Origin of the sequence: Olsenella sp. An188 (genome assembly GCF_002160255.1) — a bacterium.
GTDB classification, from domain to species: Bacteria; Actinomycetota; Coriobacteriia; order Coriobacteriales; family Atopobiaceae; genus Thermophilibacter; species Thermophilibacter avistercoris.
Genome location: NZ_NFKF01000004.1, coordinates 129,397 through 153,784, shown reverse-complemented (window position 1 = coordinate 153,784; position 24,388 = coordinate 129,397). Strand labels below are relative to the sequence as shown.

The window sequence follows — 24,388 nt, the reverse complement described above, 5'->3', positions numbered from 1 at the left end:
CCAGATTGCACAGAAGCGGGTCAGGCGCGCTCGACCATATCCGGGAACGAGAGGAAAACGGTTGCCCCCGCGCCCTCCTCGGACTCCATCCACACGCTCACGCCCATCTTCTCGCAGAGCTCGCGTACGAGGTAGAGGCCCATCCCGGTGGAGCGCGCGAAGCGGCGCCCGTTCTCGCCGGTGAAGCCCTTGTCAAAGACGCGGCCCACGTCCGCCGCGGGCACGCCGATGCCGTCGTCGGCCAGGGCGAGCAGCGTGACCCACGAGTCGAGACCCGTCTCGCGCCGCTCCGCCCAGATGCGCACGTGACCCTGCTCGCCGTCCTCGCGCCGGTACTTGGCCGCGTTCACGAGCACCTGGCCGAGCACGAAGGAGAGCCACTTGGGGTCGGCGTGCACCACGGCGTCGAGCTCGCCGAGCACGGGCGCCACGCGCGCGCCGATGAGCGTGCGGGCCTTGTGACGCAGGGCGTCGCGCACCACGTCGGCGAGCACGACCTCGCGGATCTGGAAGTCGCGGTCGAGCGAGGTGCCGCGCGAGTAGTAGAGCGCCTGCTCGACGTAGCCCTCGATGGCGTCGAGCTCGGCGTCGACGGCGTCCATCTCGGGCGAGGGGTTGTTGCGCGCCACGAGGTGCGCCGCCGCGATGGGCGTCTTGATCTCGTGCACCCAGGTCTCCACGTACTCGCGGTACTCCCGGCGCTCGCGCCGCGCGGCCGACACGTGGTCGCGCATGGCCTTGGACTCGCGGTCGAGCGCGTCGAAGAAGAGCTCCCCCTCGAGGAAGCGCGGGCGCTCGACGAGCTCCGTGGAGAGGAAGCCGCGGTCCCCCAGCGCGTCGATCGTGTCGACGAGCTGCCGGTAGAAGGAGCGGCGGTGCAGCCAGTCGAGCACGAGCGCGAGGAGCGCCGCGAGCGCGAGCACGCCACAGACGAAGGCCACGACCGCGCCCTCGACCCCGTAGACGCTCATGACGAGCGCCACGAAGGCGAGCGCCAGCGCGCCCACGAAGACCGGGACCACCCGGTCGGCGAGATAGGCGGCAAGCCCCATGACCTCCCCCTACTCCACGAGGTAGCCCATGCCGCGCTTGGTGCGCACGAAGTCCTCCACGCCGATCTTGGCGAGCGTGGAGCGCAGGTGGCTGACGTTGACCGTGAGCGTGTTGTCGTCCACGAACTCGTCCGAGGCCCAGAGCTCCTCCTGGATGCGCTGGCGGCTCACCACCGCGCCGGCGTTGCGCATGAGCAGCGCGAGGATGCGCAGCTCGTTCTTGGTGAGCTCGGCCGTGCGCCCGCCGGCGGTGACGCGGCAGCGCGCCGTGTCGAGCGTGACCCCGCCGTGGGAGATCTCCGCCGCTGCCGCGGACTCTCCGTAGCTCCGCTTGAGGACCGTCGCCACGTGGGCGAGAAGAACCTGGTCGTTGTAGGGCTTGGGCACGAAGTCGTCCGCACCGAGCGAGAGCGTGAGCAGCTCGTCCATGTCGTTGTCGCGGGAGGTGACCACGACGATGGGCACCTCGGAGCGCCGGCGCACCTCGCGGCAGACGTACTGGCCGTCCACCCCGGGCAGGTTGAGGTCGAGAAGCACCAGGTCGGGGGCGGCGTCCACGATCTGCGTCGCGACGTCGTCAAAGGTCTCGAGCGCGAGGGCCTCGTAGCCGTTGCGGGCGAGCAGCACGCAGAGCTCGTCCCGGATACGCCGGTCGTCCTCCACCACGAGCAGCCGTCTCATGTGCGTCGCCTTCCTTTCGCGCGGGCGCGGTTGACACGGGTCAGCGTAGCACAGGCGCGCGGCCCCTCTCGCCAACGCGAGGCACTTCTCGCCGGCGCCACGTCACGCGCGTGTAACGGCCCCGTCACGCGAGCGTCTCGCGCGGCTATCATGGACGGACGCACACAAAACTCGAAAGGCCGGCCCATGACCATCGTCGACATGCTGCGCGACAACGCCCGCCGCTACCCCAACGAGGTGGCCCTCGTGGAGGTCAACCCCGAGCGGCGCGAGAGGCGCCACATCACCTGGCGCGACTACGACCTCGTGGAGACCACCGACGACGAGCCCTTCCGCCGCGAGATGACCTGGCAGGTCTTTGACGAGAAGGCCAACCGCTTTGCCAACCTGTTGCTCTCGCGCGGGGTGCGCAAGGACGACAAGGTGGCCATCCTGCTCTACAACTGCATCGAGTGGCTGCCCCTCTACTTTGGCGTGCTCAAGAGCGGCGCCACGGTGGTGCCGCTCAACTTCCGCTACTCCGCCCACGAGATCGAGTACTGCATCGACAAGGCCGACGTCAACATCCTCGTCTTTGGCCCGGAGTTCATCGGCCGCGTGGAGGAGATCGTGGACCGCGTCCAGGCGGGGCGCCTGCTGTTCTACGTGGGCGACGACTGCCCCACCTGGGCGGAGTCCTACCGCGAGCTGGCGAGCCTGTGCTCCTCGGCCGACCCGCAGATCCCGCTGCGCGAGGACGAGGACGCCGCCATCTACTTCTCGAGCGGCACCACGGGCTTTCCCAAGGCCATCCTGCACCACCACCAGAGCCTCACGCAGGCGGCCGAGATGGAGCAGGTCCACCACCAGCAGACCCACGACGACGTCTTCCTCTGCATCCCTCCGCTCTACCACACCGGCGCCTGCATGCACTGGCTCGGCAGCCTCCTCACGGGCAGCCGGGGCGTACTCCTGCGCGGCGTCTCCCCGCGCACGGTGCTCGAGACCGTCTCCAACGAGCGCTGCACCATCGTGTGGCTGCTCGTGCCGTGGGCGCAGGACATCCTCGTGGCGCTCGAGCAGGGGACGGTGCGCCTCAAGGACTACCACCTGGACCAGTGGCGCCTCATGCACATCGGCGCCCAGCCCGTGCCCGCGAGCCTCATCCGCCGCTGGCGCGCGGTGTTCCCCAACCACGCCTACGACACCAACTACGGCCTGTCCGAGTCGATGGGCCCGGGCTGCGTCCACCTGGGGATGGAGAACCTCGACCACGTGGGCGCCATCGGGGTGCCAGGGTATCGCTGGGAGTGCCGGCTGGTCGACGAGTCCGGCGCCGAGGTCGCGCCCGGCGAGGTCGGCGAGCTGTGCGTGCGCGGGCCCGGCCTCATGGAGTGCTACTACAAGGACCCGCAGGCCACCGCGGAGACCCTCGTGGACGGCTGGCTGCACACCGGCGACATGGCCCGCCAGGACGAGGACGGCTTCTACTGGATCGTGGACCGCAAGAAGGACGTCATCATCATGGGCGGCGAGAACCTCTACCCCGTGGAGATAGAGAACTACCTCATGGGGCACCCCGCCATCCACGACGTGGCCGTGATCGGCCTGCCCGACGAGCGCGTCGGCGAGATCGCGGCGGCCGTGATAGAGCTCAAGGAGGGCGCCGAGCTGGACGTCGAGGGCGTCGAGACCTTCTGCCGCGGGCTGCCGCGCTACAAGCGACCCCGCAAGATCATCTTTGCGCCCGTGCCGAGAAACCCCACGGGCAAGATAGAGAAGCCGGCGCTGCGCGCCAAGTACGGGGCGGAGGGCCTCGTCGCGCGCGAGTCGGGACAGTGACGACACGGAGGGGCTGCCCCAACGTGTCCCCGGAGAGGAGCAACATGGACAAGCACCTGATGTCCGGCAACGAGGCCATCGCGCAGGGCGCCTGGGAGGCGGGCTGCGCCGTAGGCGTGGGCTACCCCGGCACGCCGTCCACCGAGACCCTCGAGGTGCTCGTGCGCAAGGAGAGCGTCTACTGCGAGTGGGCCCCCAACGAGAAGGTCGCGCTCGAGGTGGGCCTGGGCGCCGCGATCGGAGGCGTCCGCTCGCTCGTCACGATGAAGCACGTGGGCGTCAACGTGGCGGCCGACCCGCTCATGAGCGCCTGCAACACGGGCGTCAACGCCGGGCTCGTGCTTCTCGCCGCCGACGACCCGTCGTGCTACTCGTCCCAGAACGAGCAGGACTCGCGCTTCTACGCCGCCTTCGCGCGGATCCCGTGCCTCTCCGCCGCCGACTCCGCCGAGGCCTACGGGATGTGCCGCGAGGCCTTCGAGCTCTCCGAGCGCTTCGACACGCCGGTCATGCTGCACGAGACCATGCGCATCGCGCACACCCGCACGCTCGTCTCGCCGTCCGAGGAGCGGGCGGACGCCGAGCCACGCGCCTACGAGGACAACATCGGCAAGTACGTCATGATGCCCGCCAACGCCGTGCGCCGCCGCGCGGCCGTGGACGAGCGCACCGCCGAGCTCGAGAAGTATGCCGAGACGTGCGGGTGGAACCGCGTGGAGCGTCGTGGCGAGAAGGTCGGCGTCATCTGCTCGGGCGCCGTCTACCAGCACGTCCGCGAGGCGCTGCCCGACGCGAGCACCTTCAAGCTCGGCCTCGTCTGGCCGCTGCCGGCCGCCGCGCTGGCGGACTTCGCCGCCTCGGTCGAGCGCTGCTACGTGATCGAGGAGGCGAGTGACTACCTCACGATGCGCGTCCGCGCGCTCGGCGTCGCGCTCGCCGAGCCGCCCGCCGCGCCGCTGCCCGTTGCCGGCGAGCTCACGCCCGCCAAGATCCGCGCCGCCTTCGGGCTGGCCGAGCCCGCCCACCTCGACGCGGCCACCGACCTCCCGCCGCGCCCGCCGGCGTTCTGCCCGGGCTGCCCGCACCGCCTCGTCTTTACCGAGCTGCGCCGCTGCAAGGCCATCGTGACCGGCGACATCGGCTGCTACACGCTCGGGGCCGTGGCCCCCTACGGCGCGTGCCACACCGTCATCGACATGGGCGCGTCGCTCTCGATGGCGCACGGCATGGAGCTCGCCGGCACGCCCGGCCGCACGGGGCGCCCCGTCGTGGGCGTCATCGGCGACTCCACTTTCGCGCACTCCGGCATCACGAGCCTGCTCGGTACCATCTACAACGGCGGGACCGGCACCCTGTGCATCCTGGACAACCGCACGACGGCCATGACCGGCACGCAGGGCAACCCCGTCAACGGCGTCACCCTCACGGACTCCGGGCACGGCGTGGGCCCGCTCGACAGCCCCACGGGCAAGGCGCTCGACCTTCTCGCCCTGTGCCGCGCGATGGGGGTTGAGGACGTGCGCGAGGTCGACGCGCAGGACCTCATGGCCGTGCGCGGCGCCCTCAAGGAGGCCATTGCCAACGAGGGCCAGCTCAGCGTCATCGTCTTCAAGGCACCGTGCCGCCTCATCGACCGCAGCCGCGGCAAGCTCCCCACCATCCGCGACTGCCGCGCGTGCGGACAGTGCATGAAGATCGGCTGCCCCGCTCTCGGCCGCGCCAAGGACGGCACCGCCACCATCGACCCGACCCAGTGCATCGGCTGCGACCAGTGCGTCCAGTCCTGCCCGTTCCACTGCATCTCAAAGGAGTAGCGCCATGACCAGCGAGAAGAACGCGGCGGCCGAGCAGGCCGGCGTCATCGACGGCACCAAGACGATCCTTCTGGTGGGCGTGGGCGGCCAGGGCACGATCCTGGCCGGCAAGCTCCTCGCCGAGGTCGCAGCCGAGGCCGGGCTCGACGTCAAGGTCTCGGAGATCCACGGCATGAGCCAGCGCGGCGGCTCGGTGAGCACGGTCATCCGCGTGGGCGAGGAGGTCTCGACGATGGTCTGCGACGCGGGGTGCGCCGACGTGGTGGTGGCCTTCGAGGCCGTGGAGGCCCTGCGCGCCCAGCACTACCTCGCCGAGGGAGGGCGCATGTTCGTCAACGACGAGCAGATCACGCCCGTCTCGGTCAACATCGGGAACGCGGAGATGCCGGCCAAGGTCCGCCCGCGCCTGCGCGAGATGGGCGCCCACCTGCTCGACGCCGGCGTCATCGCGCGCGGGCTCGGCGCGCCCAAGTCCACCAACGTGGTGCTTGTCGGCGCCCTCTCGACGGCGCTGCCGTTTGGGGAGGAGCTCTGGCGCGAGGCGGTGCGCCGCTGCGTGCCGCCGGCCACGGTCGAGGCCAACCTCGCGGCCTTCGAGGCGGGGCGCGACGCCGCCCGGCGCGGCGAGGCGCGGTAGCCGCGCCGGGGGTACGTGGCCCTTCTCGCTGCCCGCGGGGCCCCTCTCGCCGCCCGCGTGGCCCTTCTCGCCTTCTGCGCTGCCCTTCTCGCCGCCGCTGCCAAAACTGGCCGCGATTGGGCGGCATGTTTGATATGCCCGACCCCACGCCCCGCCCAACGGGCGCTAAAACCCGAGTGACTGCCAGGTTTTCGCACCCGTTGGGTGGGGTTTTTGATATGAACTCATTCTTTATATAAGGGATGCCACCCAGTCGCAGCGGGTTCGCGGCAGAACGGGGCTGGCGAGAAGCGCGGGGGCGGCCGCACACCCAATCGGGCCGCTTTTCTGGCAGGGCGGGAGCCAGCCGGCGCGCGGGCGGACGCGTCCCGGCCGCAGACAGACGGGGTCCCGGTCGCAGCTCGCGACCGGGACCCTTTTGCCGTCTGGTGGGATGGTGCGTCCCCCGACCACACCATCCCGTCTTTTCGGGGGATGTAATGAAATGTTACCCCAAATGTCCGCCGCGTATCCGCCACGTAAGCGGGACGGGCGCAGACCCCGGCGCGCCAGACCGCTCTCCCCGACCAAAACCGACCGCCCGCGTACGCGCCGCGCGCGGGACCCCGCAGCCGAACTAACATTTTGTAATCGGCAAGTAAACGGATTATGGTGGTGATTCCCATGGGTCAGTACGTCGTGGTTGAGAACGAGGGCCGCTACTGCTTCAACCTCTGCGCCAGCAACGGGCACATCCTCATGTCCTCGATCATCTTCCCGTCCAAGGACGAGTGCCTGCACGGCATCGAGTGCGTGCGCAAGAGCGCTGCGGGCGCCGAGATCGAGGACAGCACGATCGACGCCTTCGATCGCGAGAAGTCTCCCAAGTTCCGCATCTACGAGGACTTTGACGGCCACTACTTCTTCCGCTTCATCACCGAGGATGCCGGCGACATCGCGCGCTCGCACACCTACGAGCTCAAGGAGAGCCTGCTCAGGCGCATCGAGAGGACGCGCGCGGAGGCAGACTCCTCGCTCGCCGCAGACGAGAACTAGCGCAGCACCCCCGGAGGCCCCGGGCGCCCTTCATCGCGCCTGGGGCCTTTATCTGTGAATTGGGGACACACTCCGGTTCACACGCTTTATTGATGCGCCACGGAGAGGGGCGGACATGGACATGACAGGCGTGCGGCTCACGGAGCTCGTGGAGGCGGCCGGGTGCGCGGCCAAGATCGCGCCGGGCGAGCTGGCCGGCGTGCTCGCGGACCTGCCGCGCGTGCCCAGCGAGAAGCTCCTCGTGGGCTTCGACGCCTCGGACGACGCCTGCGTGTGGGACCTCGGCGACGGCCGCGGCCTCATCTCAACCACGGACTTCTTCCCGCCGATGGTCGACGACCCGTTCCTGTTTGGCCAGGTCGCGGCCACCAACGCACTCTCCGACGTCTACGCTATGGGCGGCTCGCCCGCGCTGGCGCTCAACCTCCTGTGCTTCCCCAACTGCCTGGGCATCGAGGCGGCGGGCCAGATCCTGGCCGGCGGCGCCGAGGTGTGCTCCCGCGCGGGCTGCGTGGTGGCGGGCGGACACTCCATCAACGACCACGAGCCCAAGTACGGCCTCGCGGTGACGGGCTTCGTGGAGCTGCGGCAGCTGCTCGCCAACGGCGGGGCGCAGGTCGGCGACGCGCTCGTGCTCACCAAGGCGCTCGGGACGGGCGTCCTCACCACGGCGGCGAAGGCGGAGCTGCTCGACGCAGCCGGGCTCAGGGTGGCAACGGACTCGATGACCACCCTCAACGAGGCGCCCCTGCGGCTGGCCCGCGAGCTCGGCGTCTGGCCGCACGCGGCCACCGACGTCACGGGCTTCTCGCTCATGGGGCACTCCTGCGAGATGGCCGAGGCAAGCGGCGTCACGCTGGAGGTCGACGCCGCGGCGGTGCCCGTGATGGCGCGGGCGCGCGAGATGGCAGCGCTCGGGCTCATCCCCGCGGGCGCGTACCGCAACCGGGACTTCTTCGCCCCGCGCGTGGCGATGGCGGAGGAGTTGCCGCTCGACCTGGCCGACGTGCTCTTTGACCCGCAGACCTCCGGCGGCCTGCTTCTTGCGCTCGGCGAGAAGGACGCGGAGCGGCTCGTGGACGCGCTTGTCGACGAGGGCCTGCCCGCGGCCGTCATCGGCCGCGCCGTCCCGCGCGGCGAGAAGTCCGTGGTGGTTGGGTAGGTTGGGCAGACGCGAGCTGCCTGGGCGGACCCGGCTGCCGACTTCTCGTTTTGCTCGTGCATATCTCGGGTTTCACTTGCGACCTTTGTTGCGCAGTAAGCTCTCTAGCTGCGATTATGCAAGTTATGGCCAAAATGACAGACGAGATTTGCATGAGCAAAACTCGATCTTCGCTTGGGCTCCGTGCCTCGGGCACCCTGCACCGCAGGGTGGACGTCAAACCTACGATGCGAGATGTCCGGGGAATCACCGCGCGTCTTCACAGGCACGATGCTGGGATCATCTCCTCATGCGCGGGGAGCACCGAAAACAACTGTTCTCTAACGTGGACACTTTAGGAATCATCCCGTGACCTTAGACAAAATCTTGGGCCAAGTCTGGTCCCAGAGGAAGTCCGATGCACCCAAGGGGGCGCGAGGGGATCCTCCGAGAGTTCCACCACAGAGGCATGGGCGTCCCGGAGGCATCGAGGGCTCGGCCTACATGACCGACAACTGGGCGGAGGAGTTCGCGGCGGCGCTGGCTGGTACGCCGAGCGGTGCCGCGGCGGGAAGCCCAAGAAGCCACCGGGACGGAAGACCATCGGGCAGAGCCGCGAGGAGCTGAGCTGCGCGGCGTAGCCGGGTGATCCGAAGAAGCGTCCGGGTCCCTCCCCGCATGTGCAGGGAGCACGGGGTAACCACCAGCGGGACGGCGGTCCTCAGCGAATTTACCGGGCGCAGCTCATGGGGCCGCCTCGCAGCGTGTCGAGGCCGTGGCCGATGGGGTCGATGACGGCCTCGAGGTTCTCCGTGGCCGCCTGCGGGCTGCCCGGAAGGTTCACGATGAGGGTGCGCCCGCGGATGCCGGCCGTCGCGCGCGAGAGGCAGGCGCGGCTCGTCACCTGCATCGACGCGGCGCGCATGGCCTCCCCGATCCCGGGCACCATGCGCTCGCAGACCGCGGCGGTGGCCTCGGGCGTCACGTCGCGCGGCGAGAGGCCCGTGCCGCCGCAGGTCACCACGAGCGCCACGTCGCGCTCGGCGGCGTGGACGAGGGCGGACTCGATCTCGGCACGCTCGTCGGACACCACGAGCGCGCGCACCACCTCATAGCCCCGCTCGGCGAGAAGCGCGCTCACCGCCGGGCCCGTCGCGTCCTCGTAGACGCCGGCGGCGGCGCGGTCGCTCACGGTGACGACGGCCGCGGTGCGGGCCGCAGAGGCGGGGTTCTTCTCGCCTGCGGACGCGGGGTTCTTCTCGCCCACGGCTACCTCCCGAAGGGGCAGTGCGGGTAGGTGCACTCGGTGCATCCCAGGCACAGCCCGCCCTCGCCCAGCGCCACCAGGTCGGAGCGGGTGACCTCCACGCCGGCCGCCAGGCGCGGCAGGATGAGGTCGAGCACCGTGGCCTTGTTGTACATCGCGCAGCCCGGCACGCCGAGCACCGGGACCGACCGTCCGCCCGGCTCGTCGAAGTAGCCCACGAGCAGCATCGCACCCGGCAGGACCGGCGCCCCGTAGGCCACCACGCGCGCGCCGGCGGCACGGATGGCGCCGGGCGTGTTGTCGTCCGGGTCCACGCTCATGCCGCCCGTGCACAGCACGAGGTCCACGCCCGCGGCGCGCGTCTCGTCGATGGCGGCGACCACGGCGTCGCGCTCGTCGCCCGGCGTGGAGCGGCTCACGACCTCGATGCCGTACGCCGCGAGCTTGTCCACCATGACCGGCGTGAAGCGGTCCTCGATGAGCCCGGAGGCCACCTCGGAGCCCGTGGCCACCACGGCGGCCGTGCGCAGCGAGAAGGGCGCCACGGACAGCAGCGGCTCCTCGCCCGCGGCGGCCTCGGCCCGCGCGAGCTGCTCCTCGGCTATGACCAGCGGAATCACGCGGGTGCCCGCCACGAGGTCGCCGGCGCGCACGGCAAAGCCGCCGCGACGCGTGGCCACCATCACCTGCTCGACCGAGTTCACGGCGCGCAGGCGCTCGGAGTCCACGAGCAGCACGCCGTCCACGGCGGCGCGCACGTTGATCTTGCCCTCCGAGGGCGCTCCGGTCGCCTCGGTGCCGGGGCCGGCCACGAGCGCCGCCATGCGACGGGCCGCGTCGTCCTCGTGGACCATGCCGTCCTCGAGCTCCCAGACGTAGAGGTTCACCTTGCCCATGGAGAGCAGCACCGGGACGTCCTCAGCCGTCACCACGTGGCCCTTCCTGAAGCGCGGCCCCTTGAAGCGCGGGGCGTCCGGAGAGTCCCCGGTCAGGATCTGCGTCATGTCGTGGCAGAGGACGTGCCCCACCGCGTCCTCGGTGCGAACGAGCCTCATCGTGCGACCACCTCCAGACTGTCCCCGGCACGCACGGTGCCGCCGCGCGTGACCACGCAGAAGATGCCCTCGGTGGGCATCGCGCACCTGCCCGTGAGCCTGCGGATCTCGCAGGCGGTGTGGCACTCCTTGCCGATCTGGGTCACCACGAGCTCGGCCGCGCCGGCCCTCAGCACCGTGCCCACCGGCAGCGCCTTGAGGTCGACCCCGCGGGTGAGGATGTTCTCGGCAAAGTCGCCGGGCGCGAGGTCGGGCAGGCGGTCGCGCAGCTCGTCAACGGCCTCAGCCGGAAGCAGGCTCACCTGGCGGTGCCAGTTGCCGGCGTGCGCGTCGCCGGAAACGCCCTCGCCCACCACGAGCTCGATGGCGTCGACCGGGCGCTTGCGCGTGCCCTTCTCCTCGCTCACGCACACCGCCTCGACCGTGGCCGCACCCCGCGCGGCGCCGGCCGCGTAGTCGCCGCTCGCGCCGCCGCGCTTCTCGACCAGGCGCACGTCCTCGATCACCATGTCGCGCTGGTGCGCCTTAAGCATGTCGTAGACCGTGAGCGCCGCCGCGGAGACCGCCGTGAGGGCCTCCATCTCCACGCCCGTCTCGCCGTGACAGCGGCACGTGGCCTCGATGCCCACGCCGCCCTCCCCCACCGAGAAGCGCACGTCGACACCCGTGAGCTGCACGGGATGGCACATCGGCACCAGCTCCCAGCAGCGCTTGGCGGCCATGATGCCCGCCACCTGCGCCACCGCGAGCACGTCGCCCTTCTTGGCCCCTCCGGTGCGCACGAGCCCCACCGTGGAGGGCGCCATCCGCACGAAGCCGGCGGCGCGCGCGACGCGGTCGGTCGCCGGCTTGGCGGAGACGTCCACCATGCGCGCGCGGCCCTGCTCGTTGACGTGCGTGAGGTCGTCGGCCTTGATCGAGCCCTCCACGCTAGCCCCCAATCTCGTTCATGGCCCGCGCCGACTCGCTCGCGTGGGCCCCGTCCATACCATGATGCGCCGGCTTGAGCGCGATTCCGGCGAGAATCGCCTCGCGCAGGGCCTCGCCGTGAAGCCCGCGCAGCGCGACCTCGTCGGCCGTGTGCAGGCACGGCTTGAGCCGGCCGTCCGCCGTCACCCGCACGCGCGTGCAGCGGCTGCAGAACCGGTGGCTCATCGGCCGGATGAGCCCCACGCGCCCCGCCCACCCGGGCGCCGAGAAGAGCTCGGCCACGCCGTCCGTGCCGCACGGGCGCAGCTCGGGCACTGCGTCGAGCACCGCCGAGGCGTCCACGAAGCGCCCGCGGGGCCAGCACGCCGCCTCCCCGATGGGCATGAGCTCGATGAAGCGCACCTCCGTGTGCGCCTCGCGCGCGAGCGCGGCAAGGCGCGGGACCTCGTCGTCGTTCACGCCGCCCATGAGCACGCAGTTTATCTTGATGGGCGAGAAGCCCGCGGCGCGCGCGGCCTCGATCCCGGCGAGCGCGTCGGCGAGTCGGCCACCGCGCGTGACGGCCTCGTAGCGCGCCGCGTCGAGCGTGTCGAGGCTCACGTTGACGCGGTCGAGCCCCGCCGCGCGCAGGGGCGCGGCGAGCGGCGCGAGCAGCGTGGCGTTCGTCGTGAGGTCGACCTCCTCCACGCCGCCCACCGCGCGCAGCATCTCCACCAGACCCACGACGCCGCGGCGGACGAGCGGCTCGCCGCCGGTGAGGCGCACCTTGCGCACGCCGAGCTCGGCGAGCGCGGCCGTGATCTCGACGAGCTCCTCGAAGCTGCACACGTCCGCGTGCGAGAGCATCGGCACGCCGCCGGCCGGCATGCAGTACGTGCAGCGGCAGTTGCAGCGGTCCGTCACGGAGAGCCGCAGGTACTCTACGAGCCGCCCCTCCCCGTCACGCATCCGCGCCACCCCCGGCAAGCGGCATCACGATTCCGGGGTCGGCCACCACCGCAAGCTCGCGCTCGCCGGCGAGCGCCGCCCACGCGTCCTTCTCGCACTCGTAGCGCAGGCGCGCGCCGCCGGGCGTGGCGAGCATCGCGATGGTGGAGAACGTGGAGTCGATCACGCGGTCCACCGTGCACCGCACGACGTTCACCGCGCCCGAAGGCACCTCCCCCAGCCGATAGACCCGCAGGTAGTGGGCGCGCAGGCCGGCGTGGCTGACGCCCTCGGGCAGCGGCAGCGAGCTCGCCAGGGTCACGCCCCAGTCCGCGCACGCGAGCAGCGTCAGAGCGTCCTTCTCGCCCGCCACGCGCGCGGCCGAGACGTTCTTGCACCCGGAGATGAGCGCCGCCGCCAGCGTCGCAGGCGTGGAGAAGAGCTGCGCCACGGTGAGCTTCTCCTCCGAGCGGCCGCGGTCGATCACGCAGACGGTGTCGCACATGCGGTAGACCTCGTCGCGGTTGTGGCTCACGTACAGCGCGCCGCCCGGGAAGCTCCGCAGGGTGTCCGTGAGCTCCATCTCGAGCTCCCAGCGCAGGTGCCCGTCGAGCGCCGAGAAGGGCTCGTCGAGCATGATGAGCTCCGGCTCACCCGCCATGATGCGCGCCAGGGCCACGCGCTGCTGCTGCCCGCCGGAGAGCTGCGCCGGGCGCAGGCGCTCGAGCCCCCCGAGGCGAAACGCCCGCACCTGCTCGGCCACGCGCCGGGCGCGCTCGCGCCGGTCCACGCCCACCGCGCCGGCCGCGATGTTCTGCTCGACCGTCATGGTGGGGAACAGCGCGTACTGCTGGAAGAGGTAGCCCACGCGCCGGCGCTGCGGCGGCAGGTTCACGCGCGCCTCCGAGTCAAAGAGCACGCGGTCGCCCAGCACGATGCGCCCCTCGTCCGGGGTGAGCACGCCCGCCACGCACTTGAGCGTGAGCGACTTGCCACAGCCCGACGGGCCGAGAAGGGCGCAGGTCTCGCGCGCGTCCTCGACCTCGAACGACACGTCGAGGGTGAAGTCGCCGAGGCGCTTGCGGACGTCGACCGTAAGGCTCATCGCGCCGCCCCCCGCGCCGCCGCGGAGCTCGCGCGCCCGCGGGCCTCGAACCAGTTCATGGCGAGAAGGACCACGGCGGAGATGGCGAGGTTCACCATGACCCACGCGAAGGCACCCGCGTCGTCGCCGGTGCGCCAGAGCTGGTAGACCGTCGTGGAGACCGTGGCGGTGGAGCCGGGCGTGTAGCCGCAGATCATGGACGTGGCGCCGTACTCGCCCAGGGCGCGCGCGAACGCGAGGACCGCGCCCGCCACGATGCCCTGCAGGCAGCAGGGCATCTTGACGCGCCAGAAGACCCAGCGCTCGGAGTGGCCGAGGGTGCGCCCGGCGTCGGCGAGCGTCTCGTCGAAGGCCTCGAAGGCGCCGCGCGCAGTGCGGTACATGAGCGGGAAGCTCACCACCACCGTGGCGAAGATCGCGGCGTACCAGGTCATCGTGAGCCGCAGGTCCAGGAACTCGGCGGCGAGCATGCCGAGCGGCCGGCGCGGGCCCAGCAGGATGAGCAGCAGGTAGCCGACCACGGTGGGCGGCAGCACGAGCGGCAGCGTGAGGATCACGTCGAGCACGCCCTTCACCAGGCGCGGCGCGCGGACCACGAGGTTCGCGAGCCAGACGCCCAGGAAGAAGACGATCACCGTCGAGATGGCGGCGATGCGCAGCGAGTTTACGAGCGGGTACCAGTCCATGCGCGGTCCTTCTCCGTGGGGCGGGGCGATCGGGGGGCGGCCACCGACCGCCCCCGGCCACTGCCCTAGTTGGCGAGCGGGGTAAAGCCTACCTCCTCGAAGCACGCCGAGGCCTCGTCGCCCTTGAGGTAGTCGAGGAAGGCCTGCGCCGCGTCCGGGTTGGGGGCGTTCTTGGTCACGGCGGCCGGGTAGACCACCTGGCCGCACATCTCGGCCGTGGCGGAGTCGACCACGGTGAGGCCGGCCGAGAAGGCGTCGGTCTTGTAGACCACGCCGCAGTCCACCGCGCCCTCGGAGACCTGCGAGGTGACCTCCTTGACGTTGGAGCCGTACGTGAGCGTGCCCGCGGCGGCGAGCTCCTCCTCGGAGAGGCCGTAGTAGGCGAGGATCTTCTGGGTGTACTGGCCCACCGGCACGTCGGAGTTGCCCATCGCCATGAAGACGTCGCCGGCGGCGAGCAGCTCGGCGAGCTGGTCGAAGCTCTCCACGCCCTTGGGGTTGCCCTCGGGCACCACGAGCACGACCTCGTTCTCGAGGATGTCGAAGCGCGTGGCCGAGTCGATGAGGTCGAGGCCCTCGGTGTTGCTGCCGGTCTCGTCCTCGGCGTCGAGCTGGTCCATCTGGAGCTGGCCCGCCGAGATGAACACGTCACAGTCCGCGCCCTCCTGGATCTGGGTCTTGAGCGTGCCCGAGGAGTCGAAGTTGAACGAGAGCTCGTACTCGGGGCTCCCGGACGTGAAGAGGTCGCCGGCCTTGGTGAGGCTCTCGGTCATGGAGGCGGCGGCAAAGACGACGACCTGGGTCTTCTCGCCGGAGGTGGCGTCGGCCGCGGGGGCGTCCATGCCGTCGCCCGAGGGCGAGCCGGAGTCGCAGCCGGCGAGCGCGGCGGCGGCGGTCGTGCCGGCCATCAGAGCGACGAAGCTCCTTCTGTCCATGCTCATGAGCGAGTCCCTTCCCCTTGCGTCCTCCGCCCGGCGCGGCAGCGTATGAGCTGGGCCGCGATCGAGACGGCTATCTCCTGTGGCGTGACGGCGAGGATGTCCTCGCCGATGGGCAGGTGCACGGACGCAACGCGCTCGGCGGGGATCCCGGCCGCCTCGAGTCGGGCGCGGGCGAGCGCGGCCTTGCGGCGGCTCCCGATGCAGCCCACGTAGGCGGGCTGAGCCTCGCGCGCGAGCACGGCGAGAAGAACGGTCTCGTCGGCGGCGTGGCCATGGGTGAGCACCACCACGGCGTCATGCGCGCCGATCCTGGCCTCGGCGGCGAGGTCGGCAAACGAGCCGCAGCTCACCGACGTCGCCGACGGGAGGCGCGCGGGATCTGCGGCCTCCGGGCGGTCGTCGTAGACGGCCACCTCGTAGCCGATGGACGCCGCCAGCGGCACGAGCGCCGAGCCCACGTGGCCCGCGCCAAAGACGTGGCAGGTCGCGCTCGCCAGGACCGGCTCGCGGTAGGTGGCGGACGCCTCGTCCCAGCTCGCGCGGGGCGCAAGGCGGGCGTCGGTCGCCACGCGGAGCTCGGGCGCGGACGGGTCCGCCCACAGCTCCTCGAGCGTGGCGGCTCCGCGGGACCCCAGCGCGCCAAGAAGCGCCTCGAGGGTCGGGAGGTCGTCGGGCGTGAGCGCGCGCACGGCGAGAAGCGCGTCCCCGCCGCAGGCCATGTCGTTGGCGTCGCGGGTGAGCCACTCGAGCGCGGGTGCGTGCGGGTTTCGGTCGGTTTGGGCCGCGGAAGCGTCCGGAAGCTGCGCGGTTCCGGGTGCGTGCGGGTTTCGGTCGGTTTGGGCCGCGGAAGCGTCCGGAAGCTGCACGTTCTTCTCGCCGGCGAGAAGTGCCCGGGCGCGGGACTCGGCCACGCGCTCCACGTTGCCGCCGCCCACGGTGCCGAGCACGCGGCCGTCCTCCAGCACGGCCAGCCGCGCGCCCTCGTGGCGCGGCATCGAGCCGCGTGTGGCGAGCAGGCTGGCCAGCGCCACGCGGCGCCCCGCGGCGAGCTCGTCTCGCAGGGCGGAAACGAAGCCCTGGTCGGAGAAGGTGTCGCCGAGCGCGGGGGCGTCGTTCTTCTCGCCCCGGTCGCCCGCGGCACCGCCCGAGAGGGCAAGTATCGCCTCGAGGACGCCGCCGCCCACGGCGAGCGCCTTGTCGGAGGAGGTCTCGATGTACTCCGGGTGGCAGCGCGGGTCCACGTCGCCGGACTTCATGCCCGCCGTCACGCGCACGCCGGCCTGGAGCAGGCCGCGCACCACGCCGTCGATCGTCGCGCACATGGGCTCGCCGGCCACGCGCGCGCAGACGTCCCCGGCGCGCACCGTGGCGCCGATCTCCACGCAGGGCTCGAAGACGCCGTCGGCCGGCGCACGCATCACGCGCTCGCCCGCGTAGCCGCCGATGAGGCCGGGCACTGCCGTGTTGGGCAGCGGCGACCCCTGGTAGTAGACGCGGCCCAGGTAGTGGCCGCGCATCGTCTCGACCGCAGCGTCGCAGTCCACGGGCGCGGTGAAGCCGGGCCCCACGCCCACCACGACGGGCGCCATGCCGCGGCGCGTGCCGAGGTTTCGCTTGGCGAGGATCGCGTCCACGAGCGCGTCCGGGGCGAGCTCTGCCACGCAGGACGCGTCCGGGTCCGCGAGCACCGCCACGTCGCCCGCCCGCGCGACGGCACGCGCGGTTGCGGCATCCGCGCAGAGCACCCCGCGCACGCCCTCGACCCGCGTCTCCCCCAGGCGGATGGCCTCGGAGAAGCACACGGTGCGCCGGATGGAGGTGGGGGTGGGCAGGTCGCACATCACGACCCGCATCCCCGCGCGGTGCAGGCGCAGCGCCACGCCCGTGGCGATGTCCCCCGCACCCCTGATCACTACCAGCATCTAACGAACTCCCTCGTAGGCGTTATATTTTCATAAGTCTAACGGTGGACGTCGCCCGCCCAATTCCAAGTTGTAAGTATACCTCACAATAAGTTTGGCACTGCGCCACCGCGCTGCGAGCGGCGCCGTAGCGCCCCCGGGCGGCACGCCGTCCCGCCACGCCCCGCCTCTTCTCGCCCCTTCTCGTCTCTCCTTGCCCCTTCTCGCGATCGTGTACACCCCCTCAGCCGCCGCTCCGCACATCGCAGAAACGTTTCCGCAGGTAGGCGGCGTGTCGGCCTTTGCATCAATGATGCAACTGTGTACACGATGCGAAAGCGGGAAGGCAGGCGGGAGGGAGAAGGGCGGAGCCACGCGACGCGCCGGCGAGAAGAGGCGCGGGAAGGGGCGGCCCTACCCCGCGGCGATCTCGCGAACCGCGGCGGCAGCGGCGTCGACCTCGTCCTCGGTGGAGAACCACGAGGTGCTGAGCCGCACGATCCCCTGGCGCTCGGTCCCGAGCGCACGGTGCATGAGCGGCGCGCAGTGGGCGCCGGCGCGGCACGCGACGCCCCACCCGGCCTCCAGCGCGTCGGCGACCTCGGCGGAGTCCAGCGCCCCGACGTTAAGCGCCACCACGGAGCCGCAGCGCTCGGGCGCCACGTCCCAGCCGCCGTAGACCCTCACGCCCGGGGCGCCGCAGACGCCCCGGTAGAGCCTCCAGGCCAGCTCGTGCTCGCGCGCTCCCACCACGGCGGCGCCGCCCTGTTCCTCGATGAAGGCCACGCCCGCCGCGAGCCCCGCGAGGCCGTGCGCGTTGGCCGTCCCCGCCTCGAGGCGCGTGGGCCAGCCGTCCGGCTGGCGCCGGTCGAATGAGCGCACCCCCGTGCCGCCCTCGGCCCACGGCCGCACGTCGACGCCCTCGGCCACCGCCATGCCGCCGGTGCCCTGCGGGCCCATGAGCGCCTTGTGCCCGGTGAAACAGACCACGTCGAGGCCCATGGCCGCCATGTCAATGGGCACCGCGCCCGCCGACTGCGAGGCGTCCACCACGCACAGCGCCCCCACGGCGTGCGCGATCCGCGCCACCCGCGCCACGTCGACCAGGTTGCCCGTCACGTTGGAGGCGTGCGTCACCACCACGGCGCGCGTGCCCGGGACCACCAGGCGCTCCAGCTCGGCCATGTCGAGAAACCCATGGGCATCGCAGCCGGCGTGCTCCACCGTCACGCCGCGCTCGTCGGCCAGGCGCGCGAGCGGCCGCAGCACCGAGTTGTGCTCGAGCACCGTGGTGACCACGCGCTCCCCCGGCCCCACCAGCCCGGATATCGCCGCGTTGAGCGCCGCGGTCGAGTTTGCCGAGAAGCACACGTGGTCCGCGCGCAGGCACCCCAGAAGGCGCGCGACCGCCTCGCGGCAGCCCCAGACCACGCGCCCGGCGTCGAGCGCGCCCGCACCGGCGCCGCGCCCGGCGTTTCCGAGCGCGCCCAGCGCCGCGCACACGGCGTCCACCACCTGCCGCGGCTTGCGCAGCGTAGTCGCGGCGTTGTCCAGGTAGATCATCGGGCCTCACGTCCTTCTCGCCGGGCAGTTTCTTGACGGACAGCAAACGGTAGGAGCCAAACGACATTCTTGGCGAGAAAAACGTCGTTTCGTGCCTACAAACTCAGACTGTAGGAGCCAAACGACACTTCTGCCCCGCAAAGTGTCGTCTCGCGCCTACAAACTCGGGCCGCACGCCGCGGCCCTGCGACCCCGCCGCCCTACCGCACGAACTCGAGCAGCCCCACCACGGCCATGTCCTCGACGGGCACGCCGTCGACCGCGAGCGCGGCGGCAAGCTCGTCGCGCAGCTCCGGCGCCGCCTTCCACGCCAGGCCGCAGCCGGCCGAGATCTCCCCCGGCACGGGGATCATCCGGCCCGGCAGGCCGCGGCGGGCGCAGCACTCCTCGCACGCCATCGCCGCCGCGGTGGTGGGGAAGCTCACCACGAGCGACGGCACCCGCACGCGCGCCACGCCCTACGGCCTCACCACGTGGCTCGCGCCGCACAGGTGCTGCGCGATCACGTACATGTTGGTGACCTCGCCCACGGCAAGGCGGTCGGTGAGCCCGTAGTGGTCGAGGCACGTCCCGCAGGTCAGGACCTCCACGCCCGACTCGGCAAGGCCGCGCAGGTCATCGAGGGCGTCCGACCCCTCGCAGCTCAGGTGCGCGCCGCCGTTGTAGAGCAGCACGCAGGACGGCAGCTCGTCGAGCTGCGTGAGCGCGAAGACAAAGCCCTTCATGAGCTTGCGGCCCAGCTCGTCGTCGCCCGTGCCCATGGTCTCGGCCGTGATGGCCACCACCACGTTGCGCGGGGCGGCCGCGGCGGCCCCGTCAGCGCCCGCCGGCACGTCGCAGGTCACGGACTCGGCCTCGCCGGAGCCCACCACGACGGCCTCGGAGGCCCGCACGGTGACGCGCCACTCCTTCTGGCCGAGCTGCTCGACCACGACCTCGCAGCCGCGTCCCTCCCCCATGCGCGTGAGGTTCTGCACGGCCACCTCGTTGTCCACGAGCGTCTCCACCGCGCCCGGGCCCGCAAGCGCGCCGAGCGCCTTGAGCGTCTTCACCACCGGGATGGGGCACGCGTCGCCGCGCGCGTCGATCGTCAGCACCGTCTCTGCCATGTCTGCCTCCCGTCAGGCCCCGCGGGGCCACCGTCATCTCGTCCCACAGACCCGCGCGGCGAGAAGGACCTCCCCGCGCGGCCGCTCGCTAACCCATGTCAAGCGCCGTCAGCGCGGCCCCGAGCGCACCGGCGTAGCGCGCCTCGGGGCAGGTCGTCACCGGGGCGCCGAGAAGCGCGGCCAGACGCTCCACCACGTAGCCATTGTCGCAGAGCCCGCCCGTCAGGTAGTACGGCGCCGCGGCGCCCGACGAGGCCGCCAGCGTCGCCACGCGCGCCACGACGCTCTCCACCACGCCGCTGGCGATGTTCTCCCGCGGCTCTCCGCGGCCCACAAGGCCGATGACCTCGCTCTCCGCGAAGACGGTGCACATGCTGGAGATCCTCGTCGGCTCGCCGGCGCGGGCGAGCGCGGAGAGCTCCCCCTGCGAGACGCCCAGGCGGTCCGCCATGATCTCGAGGAAGCGCCCCGTGCCCGCCGCGCACTTGTCGTTCATGGCGAACTTGGCCACGCGCCCCGCGCGCAGGCGGATGACCTTGGTGTCCTGACCGCCCACGTCGATCACGGTGCCCTCGGGTCCAAACAGGCGCGCGGCGCCGCGGCCGTGGCAGGTGATCTCGGTCACCACCTTGTCCGCGTAGGGCACCGCGACGCGCCCGTAGCCGGTGGCGACCACGCGCACGTCAGGCGTGCAAAGGTGCCTGTCACTTTTGCACGCCTCGAGGACGGCGCGGGCGCGCTCCGCGGCGTCCACGCTCGAGAAGCCGGTGGGCATGAGCTCGGTGCGCACGAGGCCGCCGTCGGCGTCGACCACCGCGACCTTCGTGGCCGTGGACCCGATGTCCACGCCCATGCCCAGACGTCCGGACGACACGTCCCCCTCCCCTAGAGCGTCTCGATGAAGGCGGCGATGCGCGTCTCGAGCTGGCCGAGGTCGCCGGAGGAGTAGTCGGTCTCGACCTTCATGTACGGCACGCCGGCGGCCTCCACGGCGCGCTCCATGCGCGCGGCCTCCACGTTGAAGGTGTGGCACGCCGTGAGCACGCACTCGATGACGCCGTCCACGCGATACTTCTCGATCATCTCGCGCGTGGCGACAAAGCGGTCCTCGTTGGGCGTCATGACCGAGCAGTTGATCTTGAGGTAGCGCTCGGCGATCGCGCGCAGGATGTCCGGCGCGTCCTCGTCCACCATGAAGCGGTTGGTGCGCTCGCCGCCGCAGTCGTCCTCGCACACCACCACGCCGCCGTTGCGCTCTATGGTGGCCCCGACCTTCCCGATGACGCCGCCCACCGGGCACCCCGTGATCAGAATGCGCTTTGCCGCGGGACTGACGGCAGACTCCCCCGCGGCCGCCTGCGCGCTGCGCTGCTCGCAGAGGCGCTCGAGGCTCTCCACGTAGGCGCGCACGTCAAAGTTGAAGGTACCCGCGAACATCGTGCTCATGAGCTCTACGCCGCTCATGGCGGGCGGATCGGAGCGCTGCAGCTCGAAGAGGGCGAGCGTCGCGCGGCGCAGGCGGTTGCGCAGGCGGGCGGCCTCACGCAGGTCGTCGTCGGCTATCCGGATGCCGTAGGTGCGCTCGAGGGCCTCCTTGAGGGCGACGACCTCCTGGTACCAGCCCTCGCGCTCGTGCTCGCGGGAGCGGCCCTGCGGCAGGTGCAGGATGTGCGTGGGCTTGAGCTCGTCCAGCAGCTCGTACATCTTCTTCTTGCCGTCGCAGGTGGTCTCGCCCACGATGAGGTCGGAGAAGTGCGTGAACGGGCACTTCTGCGAGTACGCGAACCCGTAGGTCGACTTGACGAGCGGGCAGAGGTTGGCCGGCAGGACCTCCTCGGCCGCGGGGATGACCTCGTCGGAGGTGCCGCAAAGCCCGACCGCGGAGGCGCCGGCCGCGTCGATCACCTCGAGCGGCGTGTAGCTGCAGAGGTAGCCCACGAGCCTGCCCCCGGCCTGCTTGAAGTCCTTGACCTTGAGGAAGCTCTGGCGTCGCTGCTCGTTGAACTCCTCGAAGGTGCGCGGGAGCTCGATGGGGGCGGTGGCGGCGGTCATGGGTCCTCCTGTCGGTCCGTGGTCCATCCAACGAGTTTGGCAACCAAACAAAGAGTAATCTGTCGTTGTAGTTTTGAAACTCCAATGCTCCCGAGCGGTAGGATTTCTTCGAGGAGGTGCGCCATGGGACTTGCCGGGCTGCTGCGCGTAGGCCGCGGCGTGACGTCGGTGATAGGCAGCGGCGGGAAGACGTCGCTGCTGGCGGCGCTGGCCCGCGAGCTGCCGGGCACGGTGGCGCTCACCACCACGACGCACGTGCGGCCGTTTGCGGGCGTGACGACGCTCGACGGGAGCGACGCGGACTCCGTTGCGGCGACGCTCGAGCGAGAGCGCGTCGTCTGCGTCGGCTCGCCGGCCGGCGAGAAGGACCGCGACGCCGGCAAGCTCGCGGCGCCCGCGCTGCCCCCGGCGGCGCTGGCGCAGCTCGCGGACTACGTGCTCGTGGAGGCGGACGGCTCGCGCGCCCTGCCGCTCAAGGCGCACGCGCCGTGGGAGCCGGTGGTGCCGGCGGGGTCCGCGCAGACGATCCTCGTGGTCGGAGCGAGCGGCCTTGGCCGGCCCGTGCGCGAGGTGGCGCACCGCCCCGAGCGGTTCTGCGAGCTCGCCGGGTGCGCGCCGGACGACGCCGCGACGCCCGAGCTCGTGGCGCGCGTGATAGCCGCCGAGGGCCTGGCCACGCGCGTGCTGGTGAACCAGGCGGACACCGACGAGCTTCTCGCCCGCGCACGCGAGCTCGCGCGGAGGCTTGACGTCCCAGTGACTGCGGGAAGCCTGCGCGCCGGTCGGCTCGTGGAGCTTTGCGGGAGAGGGCTCACGCGCTCAAGACCCCACCGCTGCACGTAACTCCATGAGGGGCTCGATTTTTTTGCGACACTGCCGCAAAAATGACTCTGACATCACTGTTGACGCGATTTCGAACGCGGCCAAGATCGCGCATGCACGGCCCTACCCCGTCAGGCGTCGCTCCCAGGCGCGGTTCTCGCGGGCGTCGCGCACGTAGCCACCCACGAGCTTCCGGGCGCCGCGCAGCAGGTGCCCGTTGCAGGCGTCCACGATGCCGCCGACCATCTCCGCGCTCACGCGGCCGCCCGACATCTTGGCGATGGCGCGAAACGGGATGTTGTGGACGAAGAGCAGGTTGAGGTCCGACTGGTTGCGCCGCACGGCGCGTCTCACGAGCGAGCCCACCACGCGGCACGCCAGGCGGGCGAGCCGGCTTCTGGCCCGCCCGAGCGTGGACACGCTGTCGTGCTCGTCGATCGGACCCGCGGGCTCACCGGAAGGCACCGGCCTGCCGAGAAGGACCGCAAACTCCCCGTCGCCCACGCCACGCACGTCGCCGGCGGAGCGGTAGGCCGCGCGTTTGGAAGCGACGCCGCGTGCGCGCGACGAGCCGCAACCGAAGCGCAACCGCACGTTGCGCGATAGGTGCTGTCCGCAACCGGACCGCAGCGCTACATTTGACTCAACGTTGCGGGGAGAGGAGCGGAGATGGAAGGTCGACTAATCGGACTGGGCCCCTTTGAGCTCATCGTCTTTGTGCTGCCGGCGCTCTTGGCGCGCATTATCCCCTGGGTCCTCTTCGTCACGGTGTGTGTCCTCGCCATCCGCTGGTTCGTCCGACAGGACCGCCCGCGCAAGGACCCGGAGTCGGTGGCGGTGCGCCGCTCGCTTTCCGAGGTGCTGCGCTCCCACCGAGAGCGCTGCAAGATGACGCAGGAGTTCGTCGCCGAGAAGATCGGCGTGAGCCGCCAGGCCGTCTCCAAGTGGGAGTCCGGCGCGTCTGAGCCCAGCACCACCAACCTCGTGAAGGTCGCCCGCCTCTACGGCGTCGACCCCGCCGACCTCCTGCGCGAGGTGAAGGCCTAGGCGAGAAGATCCGACGAGGTGCAAGCCCACCCCGCACTTCTCGCCTGCACTTCTCACCCGCACTTCTCACCCGCACTTGAGGAGTGCGGGCATTTTGCGCCTCTTAACACAACAAGTGCGGTCCCCCACCCGACAAACCCCATCGAGTGCCCCATCTGCCCGCCTCCAAGCCCGCACTCCTCAAGTGCGGGCAACAAGTGCAGGCTCCCACGTGAGGCTTTAGCGACAAGTGCGGGCAGCTGACGCGATCAACACCCCACCCCGCCCCTCTCGGCATCTGCGGGCCCGAAACGGCGAGCGCCGGGCGATTTCCTAAGCGGGAGTTTCTCGAAGAGCACTTCCGCGTGGAAATCGCCCGGCGCTCCATCACCGGTGAGGCTCAGCCTACAGGTAGGCCACTGCCTTGATCTCGACCTTGGCCGCCTTCGGCAGCGCCGCGACCTCGAACGCCGCGCGCGAGGGGTACGGCGCCGTGAAGAACTCGCCGTAGACCTCGTTCATCGCGCCGAAGTCCGCGATGTCGTCGAGAAGGACCGTGACCTCGGCCACGTCGGCCATGCTCGCGCCGGCGGCCTCGAGGATGTTCTTGATGTTGGTGAGGCTCTGGCGGGTCTGCGCGGCGATGTCCTCGCCCGCGAACTCGCCGGTGGCCGGGTCGATCGGCAGCTGGCCGGACACGTGGATCGCGCGGGTCGCGGGCGCCGAAACGGCGGCGGAGTAGGGACCGAGCGCGGCGGGAGCCTTGTCGGTGACGATTGCCTCGATTGCCATGTTCTTCTCCTTAGTCTCGAAGGATGCGAAG

The 24,388-nt window shown here is 71.2% G+C and carries 24 protein-coding genes; 7 read left to right on the top strand and 17 right to left on the bottom strand.

Annotated features, from left to right (window positions below):
* Nucleotides 1-20: 20 nt before the first annotated feature.
* Both B5F23_RS06120 and B5F23_RS06115 read right to left on the bottom strand, forming a co-directional pair.
* Nucleotides 21-1,052 (bottom strand): sensor histidine kinase, encoded by a 1,032-nt coding sequence (locus B5F23_RS06120; protein WP_087352820.1) that lies wholly within the window; start codon nucleotides 1,050-1,052, stop codon nucleotides 21-23.
* Between the two features lie 9 nt (nucleotides 1,053-1,061).
* Complete coding sequence (locus tag B5F23_RS06115; protein WP_087352818.1) at nucleotides 1,062-1,733, bottom strand: response regulator transcription factor; 672 nt, start codon at nucleotides 1,731-1,733, stop codon at nucleotides 1,062-1,064.
* A 186-nt stretch (nucleotides 1,734-1,919) separates the two neighbouring features.
* On the opposite strand from B5F23_RS06115, the gene B5F23_RS06110 reads away from it, so the two are divergent.
* The 5 genes from B5F23_RS06110 (at nucleotide 1,920) to selD (ending at nucleotide 8,202) form a co-directional block, all read left to right on the top strand.
* The gene (locus B5F23_RS06110; RefSeq protein WP_087352816.1) at nucleotides 1,920-3,554 is read left to right on the top strand and encodes a class I adenylate-forming enzyme family protein; all 1,635 of its coding nucleotides are present in this window, start codon (nucleotides 1,920-1,922) and stop codon (nucleotides 3,552-3,554) included.
* 44 nt (nucleotides 3,555-3,598) lie between these two features.
* Nucleotides 3,599-5,368, top strand: coding sequence for a thiamine pyrophosphate-dependent enzyme (locus B5F23_RS06105; protein WP_087352814.1), 1,770 nt, complete (start codon nucleotides 3,599-3,601; stop codon nucleotides 5,366-5,368).
* 4 nt (nucleotides 5,369-5,372) lie between these two features.
* Nucleotides 5,373-6,005 (top strand): indolepyruvate oxidoreductase subunit beta, encoded by a 633-nt coding sequence (locus B5F23_RS06100; RefSeq protein WP_087352812.1) that lies wholly within the window; start codon nucleotides 5,373-5,375, stop codon nucleotides 6,003-6,005.
* Nucleotides 6,006-6,668: 663 nt separating this feature from the next.
* Nucleotides 6,669-7,040, top strand: coding sequence for a YegP family protein (locus tag B5F23_RS06095; protein WP_158096131.1), 372 nt, complete (start codon nucleotides 6,669-6,671; stop codon nucleotides 7,038-7,040).
* Nucleotides 7,041-7,161: 121 nt separating this feature from the next.
* On the top strand, nucleotides 7,162-8,202 hold the full coding sequence (gene selD / locus B5F23_RS06090; RefSeq protein WP_087352885.1) for a selenide, water dikinase SelD: 1,041 nt from the start codon (nucleotides 7,162-7,164) through the stop codon (nucleotides 8,200-8,202).
* A gap of 709 nt (nucleotides 8,203-8,911) precedes the next feature.
* On the opposite strand, the gene B5F23_RS06085 is transcribed toward selD, so the two are convergent.
* The 13 genes from B5F23_RS06085 to B5F23_RS06025 all read right to left on the bottom strand — a co-directional run bounded on the left by B5F23_RS06085 (nucleotide 8,912) and on the right by B5F23_RS06025 (nucleotide 21,717).
* Nucleotides 8,912-9,448, bottom strand: coding sequence for a MogA/MoaB family molybdenum cofactor biosynthesis protein (locus tag B5F23_RS06085; RefSeq protein WP_241145811.1), 537 nt, complete (start codon nucleotides 9,446-9,448; stop codon nucleotides 8,912-8,914).
* A 2-nt stretch (nucleotides 9,449-9,450) separates the two neighbouring features.
* On the bottom strand, nucleotides 9,451-10,503 hold the full coding sequence (locus B5F23_RS06080) for a molybdopterin-binding protein (RefSeq protein WP_087352806.1): 1,053 nt from the start codon (nucleotides 10,501-10,503) through the stop codon (nucleotides 9,451-9,453).
* Nucleotides 10,500-11,432: a cyclic pyranopterin monophosphate synthase MoaC gene (gene moaC, locus B5F23_RS10085; protein WP_446723482.1), complete on the bottom strand. Its 933-nt coding sequence runs from the start codon at nucleotides 11,430-11,432 to the stop codon at nucleotides 10,500-10,502. Before moaC ends, B5F23_RS06080 begins: the two co-directional genes overlap by 4 nt.
* A 1-nt stretch (nucleotide 11,433) precedes the next feature.
* Nucleotides 11,434-12,381, bottom strand: coding sequence for a GTP 3',8-cyclase MoaA (gene moaA / locus B5F23_RS06070; protein WP_087352804.1), 948 nt, complete (start codon nucleotides 12,379-12,381; stop codon nucleotides 11,434-11,436).
* Nucleotides 12,374-13,465, bottom strand: coding sequence for a sulfate/molybdate ABC transporter ATP-binding protein (locus B5F23_RS06065; RefSeq protein WP_087352802.1), 1,092 nt, complete (start codon nucleotides 13,463-13,465; stop codon nucleotides 12,374-12,376). The genes moaA and B5F23_RS06065 overlap by 8 nt, the downstream gene beginning before the upstream one ends.
* The gene (gene modB, locus B5F23_RS06060) at nucleotides 13,462-14,151 is read right to left on the bottom strand and encodes a molybdate ABC transporter permease subunit (protein WP_087352801.1); all 690 of its coding nucleotides are present in this window, start codon (nucleotides 14,149-14,151) and stop codon (nucleotides 13,462-13,464) included. The genes B5F23_RS06065 and modB overlap by 4 nt, the downstream gene beginning before the upstream one ends.
* A gap of 65 nt (nucleotides 14,152-14,216) precedes the next feature.
* Nucleotides 14,217-15,092, bottom strand: coding sequence for a molybdate ABC transporter substrate-binding protein (modA, locus tag B5F23_RS06055; protein ID WP_087352799.1), 876 nt, complete (start codon nucleotides 15,090-15,092; stop codon nucleotides 14,217-14,219).
* On the bottom strand, nucleotides 15,089-17,014 hold the full coding sequence (gene yqeB / locus B5F23_RS06050) for a selenium-dependent molybdenum cofactor biosynthesis protein YqeB (RefSeq protein ID WP_087352797.1): 1,926 nt from the start codon (nucleotides 17,012-17,014) through the stop codon (nucleotides 15,089-15,091). The genes modA and yqeB overlap by 4 nt, the downstream gene beginning before the upstream one ends.
* 393 nt (nucleotides 17,015-17,407) lie before the next feature.
* The gene (locus B5F23_RS06045) at nucleotides 17,408-18,556 is read right to left on the bottom strand and encodes an aminotransferase class V-fold PLP-dependent enzyme (protein ID WP_087352795.1); all 1,149 of its coding nucleotides are present in this window, start codon (nucleotides 18,554-18,556) and stop codon (nucleotides 17,408-17,410) included.
* Nucleotides 18,557-18,756: 200 nt separating this feature from the next.
* Entirely contained in the window at nucleotides 18,757-19,011 is a 255-nt protein-coding gene (locus B5F23_RS06040) for a DUF3343 domain-containing protein (RefSeq protein ID WP_087352793.1), read from the bottom strand.
* A gap of 3 nt (nucleotides 19,012-19,014) precedes the next feature.
* Nucleotides 19,015-19,665, bottom strand: a complete 651-nt coding sequence (gene yedF / locus B5F23_RS06035) for a sulfurtransferase-like selenium metabolism protein YedF (RefSeq protein ID WP_206392292.1) — start codon at nucleotides 19,663-19,665, stop codon at nucleotides 19,015-19,017.
* An 88-nt stretch (nucleotides 19,666-19,753) separates the two neighbouring features.
* Nucleotides 19,754-20,539, bottom strand: a complete 786-nt coding sequence (locus B5F23_RS06030; protein WP_241145810.1) for an acyl-CoA dehydratase activase — start codon at nucleotides 20,537-20,539, stop codon at nucleotides 19,754-19,756.
* An 11-nt stretch (nucleotides 20,540-20,550) separates the two neighbouring features.
* The gene (locus B5F23_RS06025) at nucleotides 20,551-21,717 is read right to left on the bottom strand and encodes a double-cubane-cluster-containing anaerobic reductase (RefSeq protein WP_087352789.1); all 1,167 of its coding nucleotides are present in this window, start codon (nucleotides 21,715-21,717) and stop codon (nucleotides 20,551-20,553) included.
* Nucleotides 21,718-21,840: 123 nt separating this feature from the next.
* Between B5F23_RS06025 and yqeC the strand changes: the two genes are divergently transcribed.
* A complete protein-coding gene (gene yqeC, locus B5F23_RS06020; protein ID WP_087352787.1) occupies nucleotides 21,841-22,560 on the top strand; it encodes a selenium cofactor biosynthesis protein YqeC in 720 nt (239 codons plus the stop codon).
* Nucleotides 22,561-22,662: 102 nt separating this feature from the next.
* Here the strand turns inward: yqeC and B5F23_RS06015 are convergent, their stop codons facing one another.
* The gene (locus B5F23_RS06015) at nucleotides 22,663-23,043 is read right to left on the bottom strand and encodes a hypothetical protein (protein WP_143786376.1); all 381 of its coding nucleotides are present in this window, start codon (nucleotides 23,041-23,043) and stop codon (nucleotides 22,663-22,665) included.
* A 165-nt stretch (nucleotides 23,044-23,208) separates the two neighbouring features.
* On the opposite strand from B5F23_RS06015, the gene B5F23_RS06010 reads away from it, so the two are divergent.
* The gene (locus B5F23_RS06010) at nucleotides 23,209-23,586 is read left to right on the top strand and encodes a helix-turn-helix domain-containing protein (RefSeq protein ID WP_087352783.1); all 378 of its coding nucleotides are present in this window, start codon (nucleotides 23,209-23,211) and stop codon (nucleotides 23,584-23,586) included.
* Between the two features lie 384 nt (nucleotides 23,587-23,970).
* On the opposite strand, the gene B5F23_RS06005 is transcribed toward B5F23_RS06010, so the two are convergent.
* Entirely contained in the window at nucleotides 23,971-24,357 is a 387-nt protein-coding gene (locus tag B5F23_RS06005) for a Rid family detoxifying hydrolase (RefSeq protein ID WP_087352782.1), read from the bottom strand.
* Nucleotides 24,358-24,388: the final 31 nt, after the last annotated feature.

Coding starts and splice junctions, on each gene's coding strand:
- B5F23_RS06120 (WP_087352820.1), bottom strand. CDS start 1,052: ATGGGGCTTGCCGCCTATCTCGCCGACCGGGTGGTCCCGGTCTTCGTG.
- B5F23_RS06115 (WP_087352818.1), bottom strand. CDS start 1,733: ATGAGACGGCTGCTCGTGGTGGAGGACGACCGGCGTATCCGGGACGAG.
- B5F23_RS06110 (WP_087352816.1), top strand. CDS start 1,920: ATGACCATCGTCGACATGCTGCGCGACAACGCCCGCCGCTACCCCAAC.
- B5F23_RS06105 (WP_087352814.1), top strand. CDS start 3,599: ATGGACAAGCACCTGATGTCCGGCAACGAGGCCATCGCGCAGGGCGCC.
- B5F23_RS06100 (WP_087352812.1), top strand. CDS start 5,373: ATGACCAGCGAGAAGAACGCGGCGGCCGAGCAGGCCGGCGTCATCGAC.
- B5F23_RS06095 (WP_158096131.1), top strand. CDS start 6,669: ATGGGTCAGTACGTCGTGGTTGAGAACGAGGGCCGCTACTGCTTCAAC.
- selD (WP_087352885.1), top strand. CDS start 7,162: ATGACAGGCGTGCGGCTCACGGAGCTCGTGGAGGCGGCCGGGTGCGCG.
- B5F23_RS06080 (WP_087352806.1), bottom strand. CDS start 10,503: ATGAGGCTCGTTCGCACCGAGGACGCGGTGGGGCACGTCCTCTGCCAC.
- moaA (WP_087352804.1), bottom strand. CDS start 12,381: ATGCGTGACGGGGAGGGGCGGCTCGTAGAGTACCTGCGGCTCTCCGTG.
- B5F23_RS06065 (WP_087352802.1), bottom strand. CDS start 13,465: ATGAGCCTTACGGTCGACGTCCGCAAGCGCCTCGGCGACTTCACCCTC.
- modB (WP_087352801.1), bottom strand. CDS start 14,151: ATGGACTGGTACCCGCTCGTAAACTCGCTGCGCATCGCCGCCATCTCG.
- modA (WP_087352799.1), bottom strand. CDS start 15,092: ATGAGCATGGACAGAAGGAGCTTCGTCGCTCTGATGGCCGGCACGACC.
- yqeB (WP_087352797.1), bottom strand. CDS start 17,014: ATGCTGGTAGTGATCAGGGGTGCGGGGGACATCGCCACGGGCGTGGCG.
- B5F23_RS06045 (WP_087352795.1), bottom strand. CDS start 18,556: ATGATCTACCTGGACAACGCCGCGACTACGCTGCGCAAGCCGCGGCAG.
- yedF (WP_206392292.1), bottom strand. CDS start 19,665: ATGGCAGAGACGGTGCTGACGATCGACGCGCGCGGCGACGCGTGCCCC.
- B5F23_RS06025 (WP_087352789.1), bottom strand. CDS start 21,717: ATGACCGCCGCCACCGCCCCCATCGAGCTCCCGCGCACCTTCGAGGAG.
- yqeC (WP_087352787.1), top strand. CDS start 21,841: ATGGGACTTGCCGGGCTGCTGCGCGTAGGCCGCGGCGTGACGTCGGTG.
- B5F23_RS06010 (WP_087352783.1), top strand. CDS start 23,209: ATGGAAGGTCGACTAATCGGACTGGGCCCCTTTGAGCTCATCGTCTTT.
- B5F23_RS06005 (WP_087352782.1), bottom strand. CDS start 24,357: ATGGCAATCGAGGCAATCGTCACCGACAAGGCTCCCGCCGCGCTCGGT.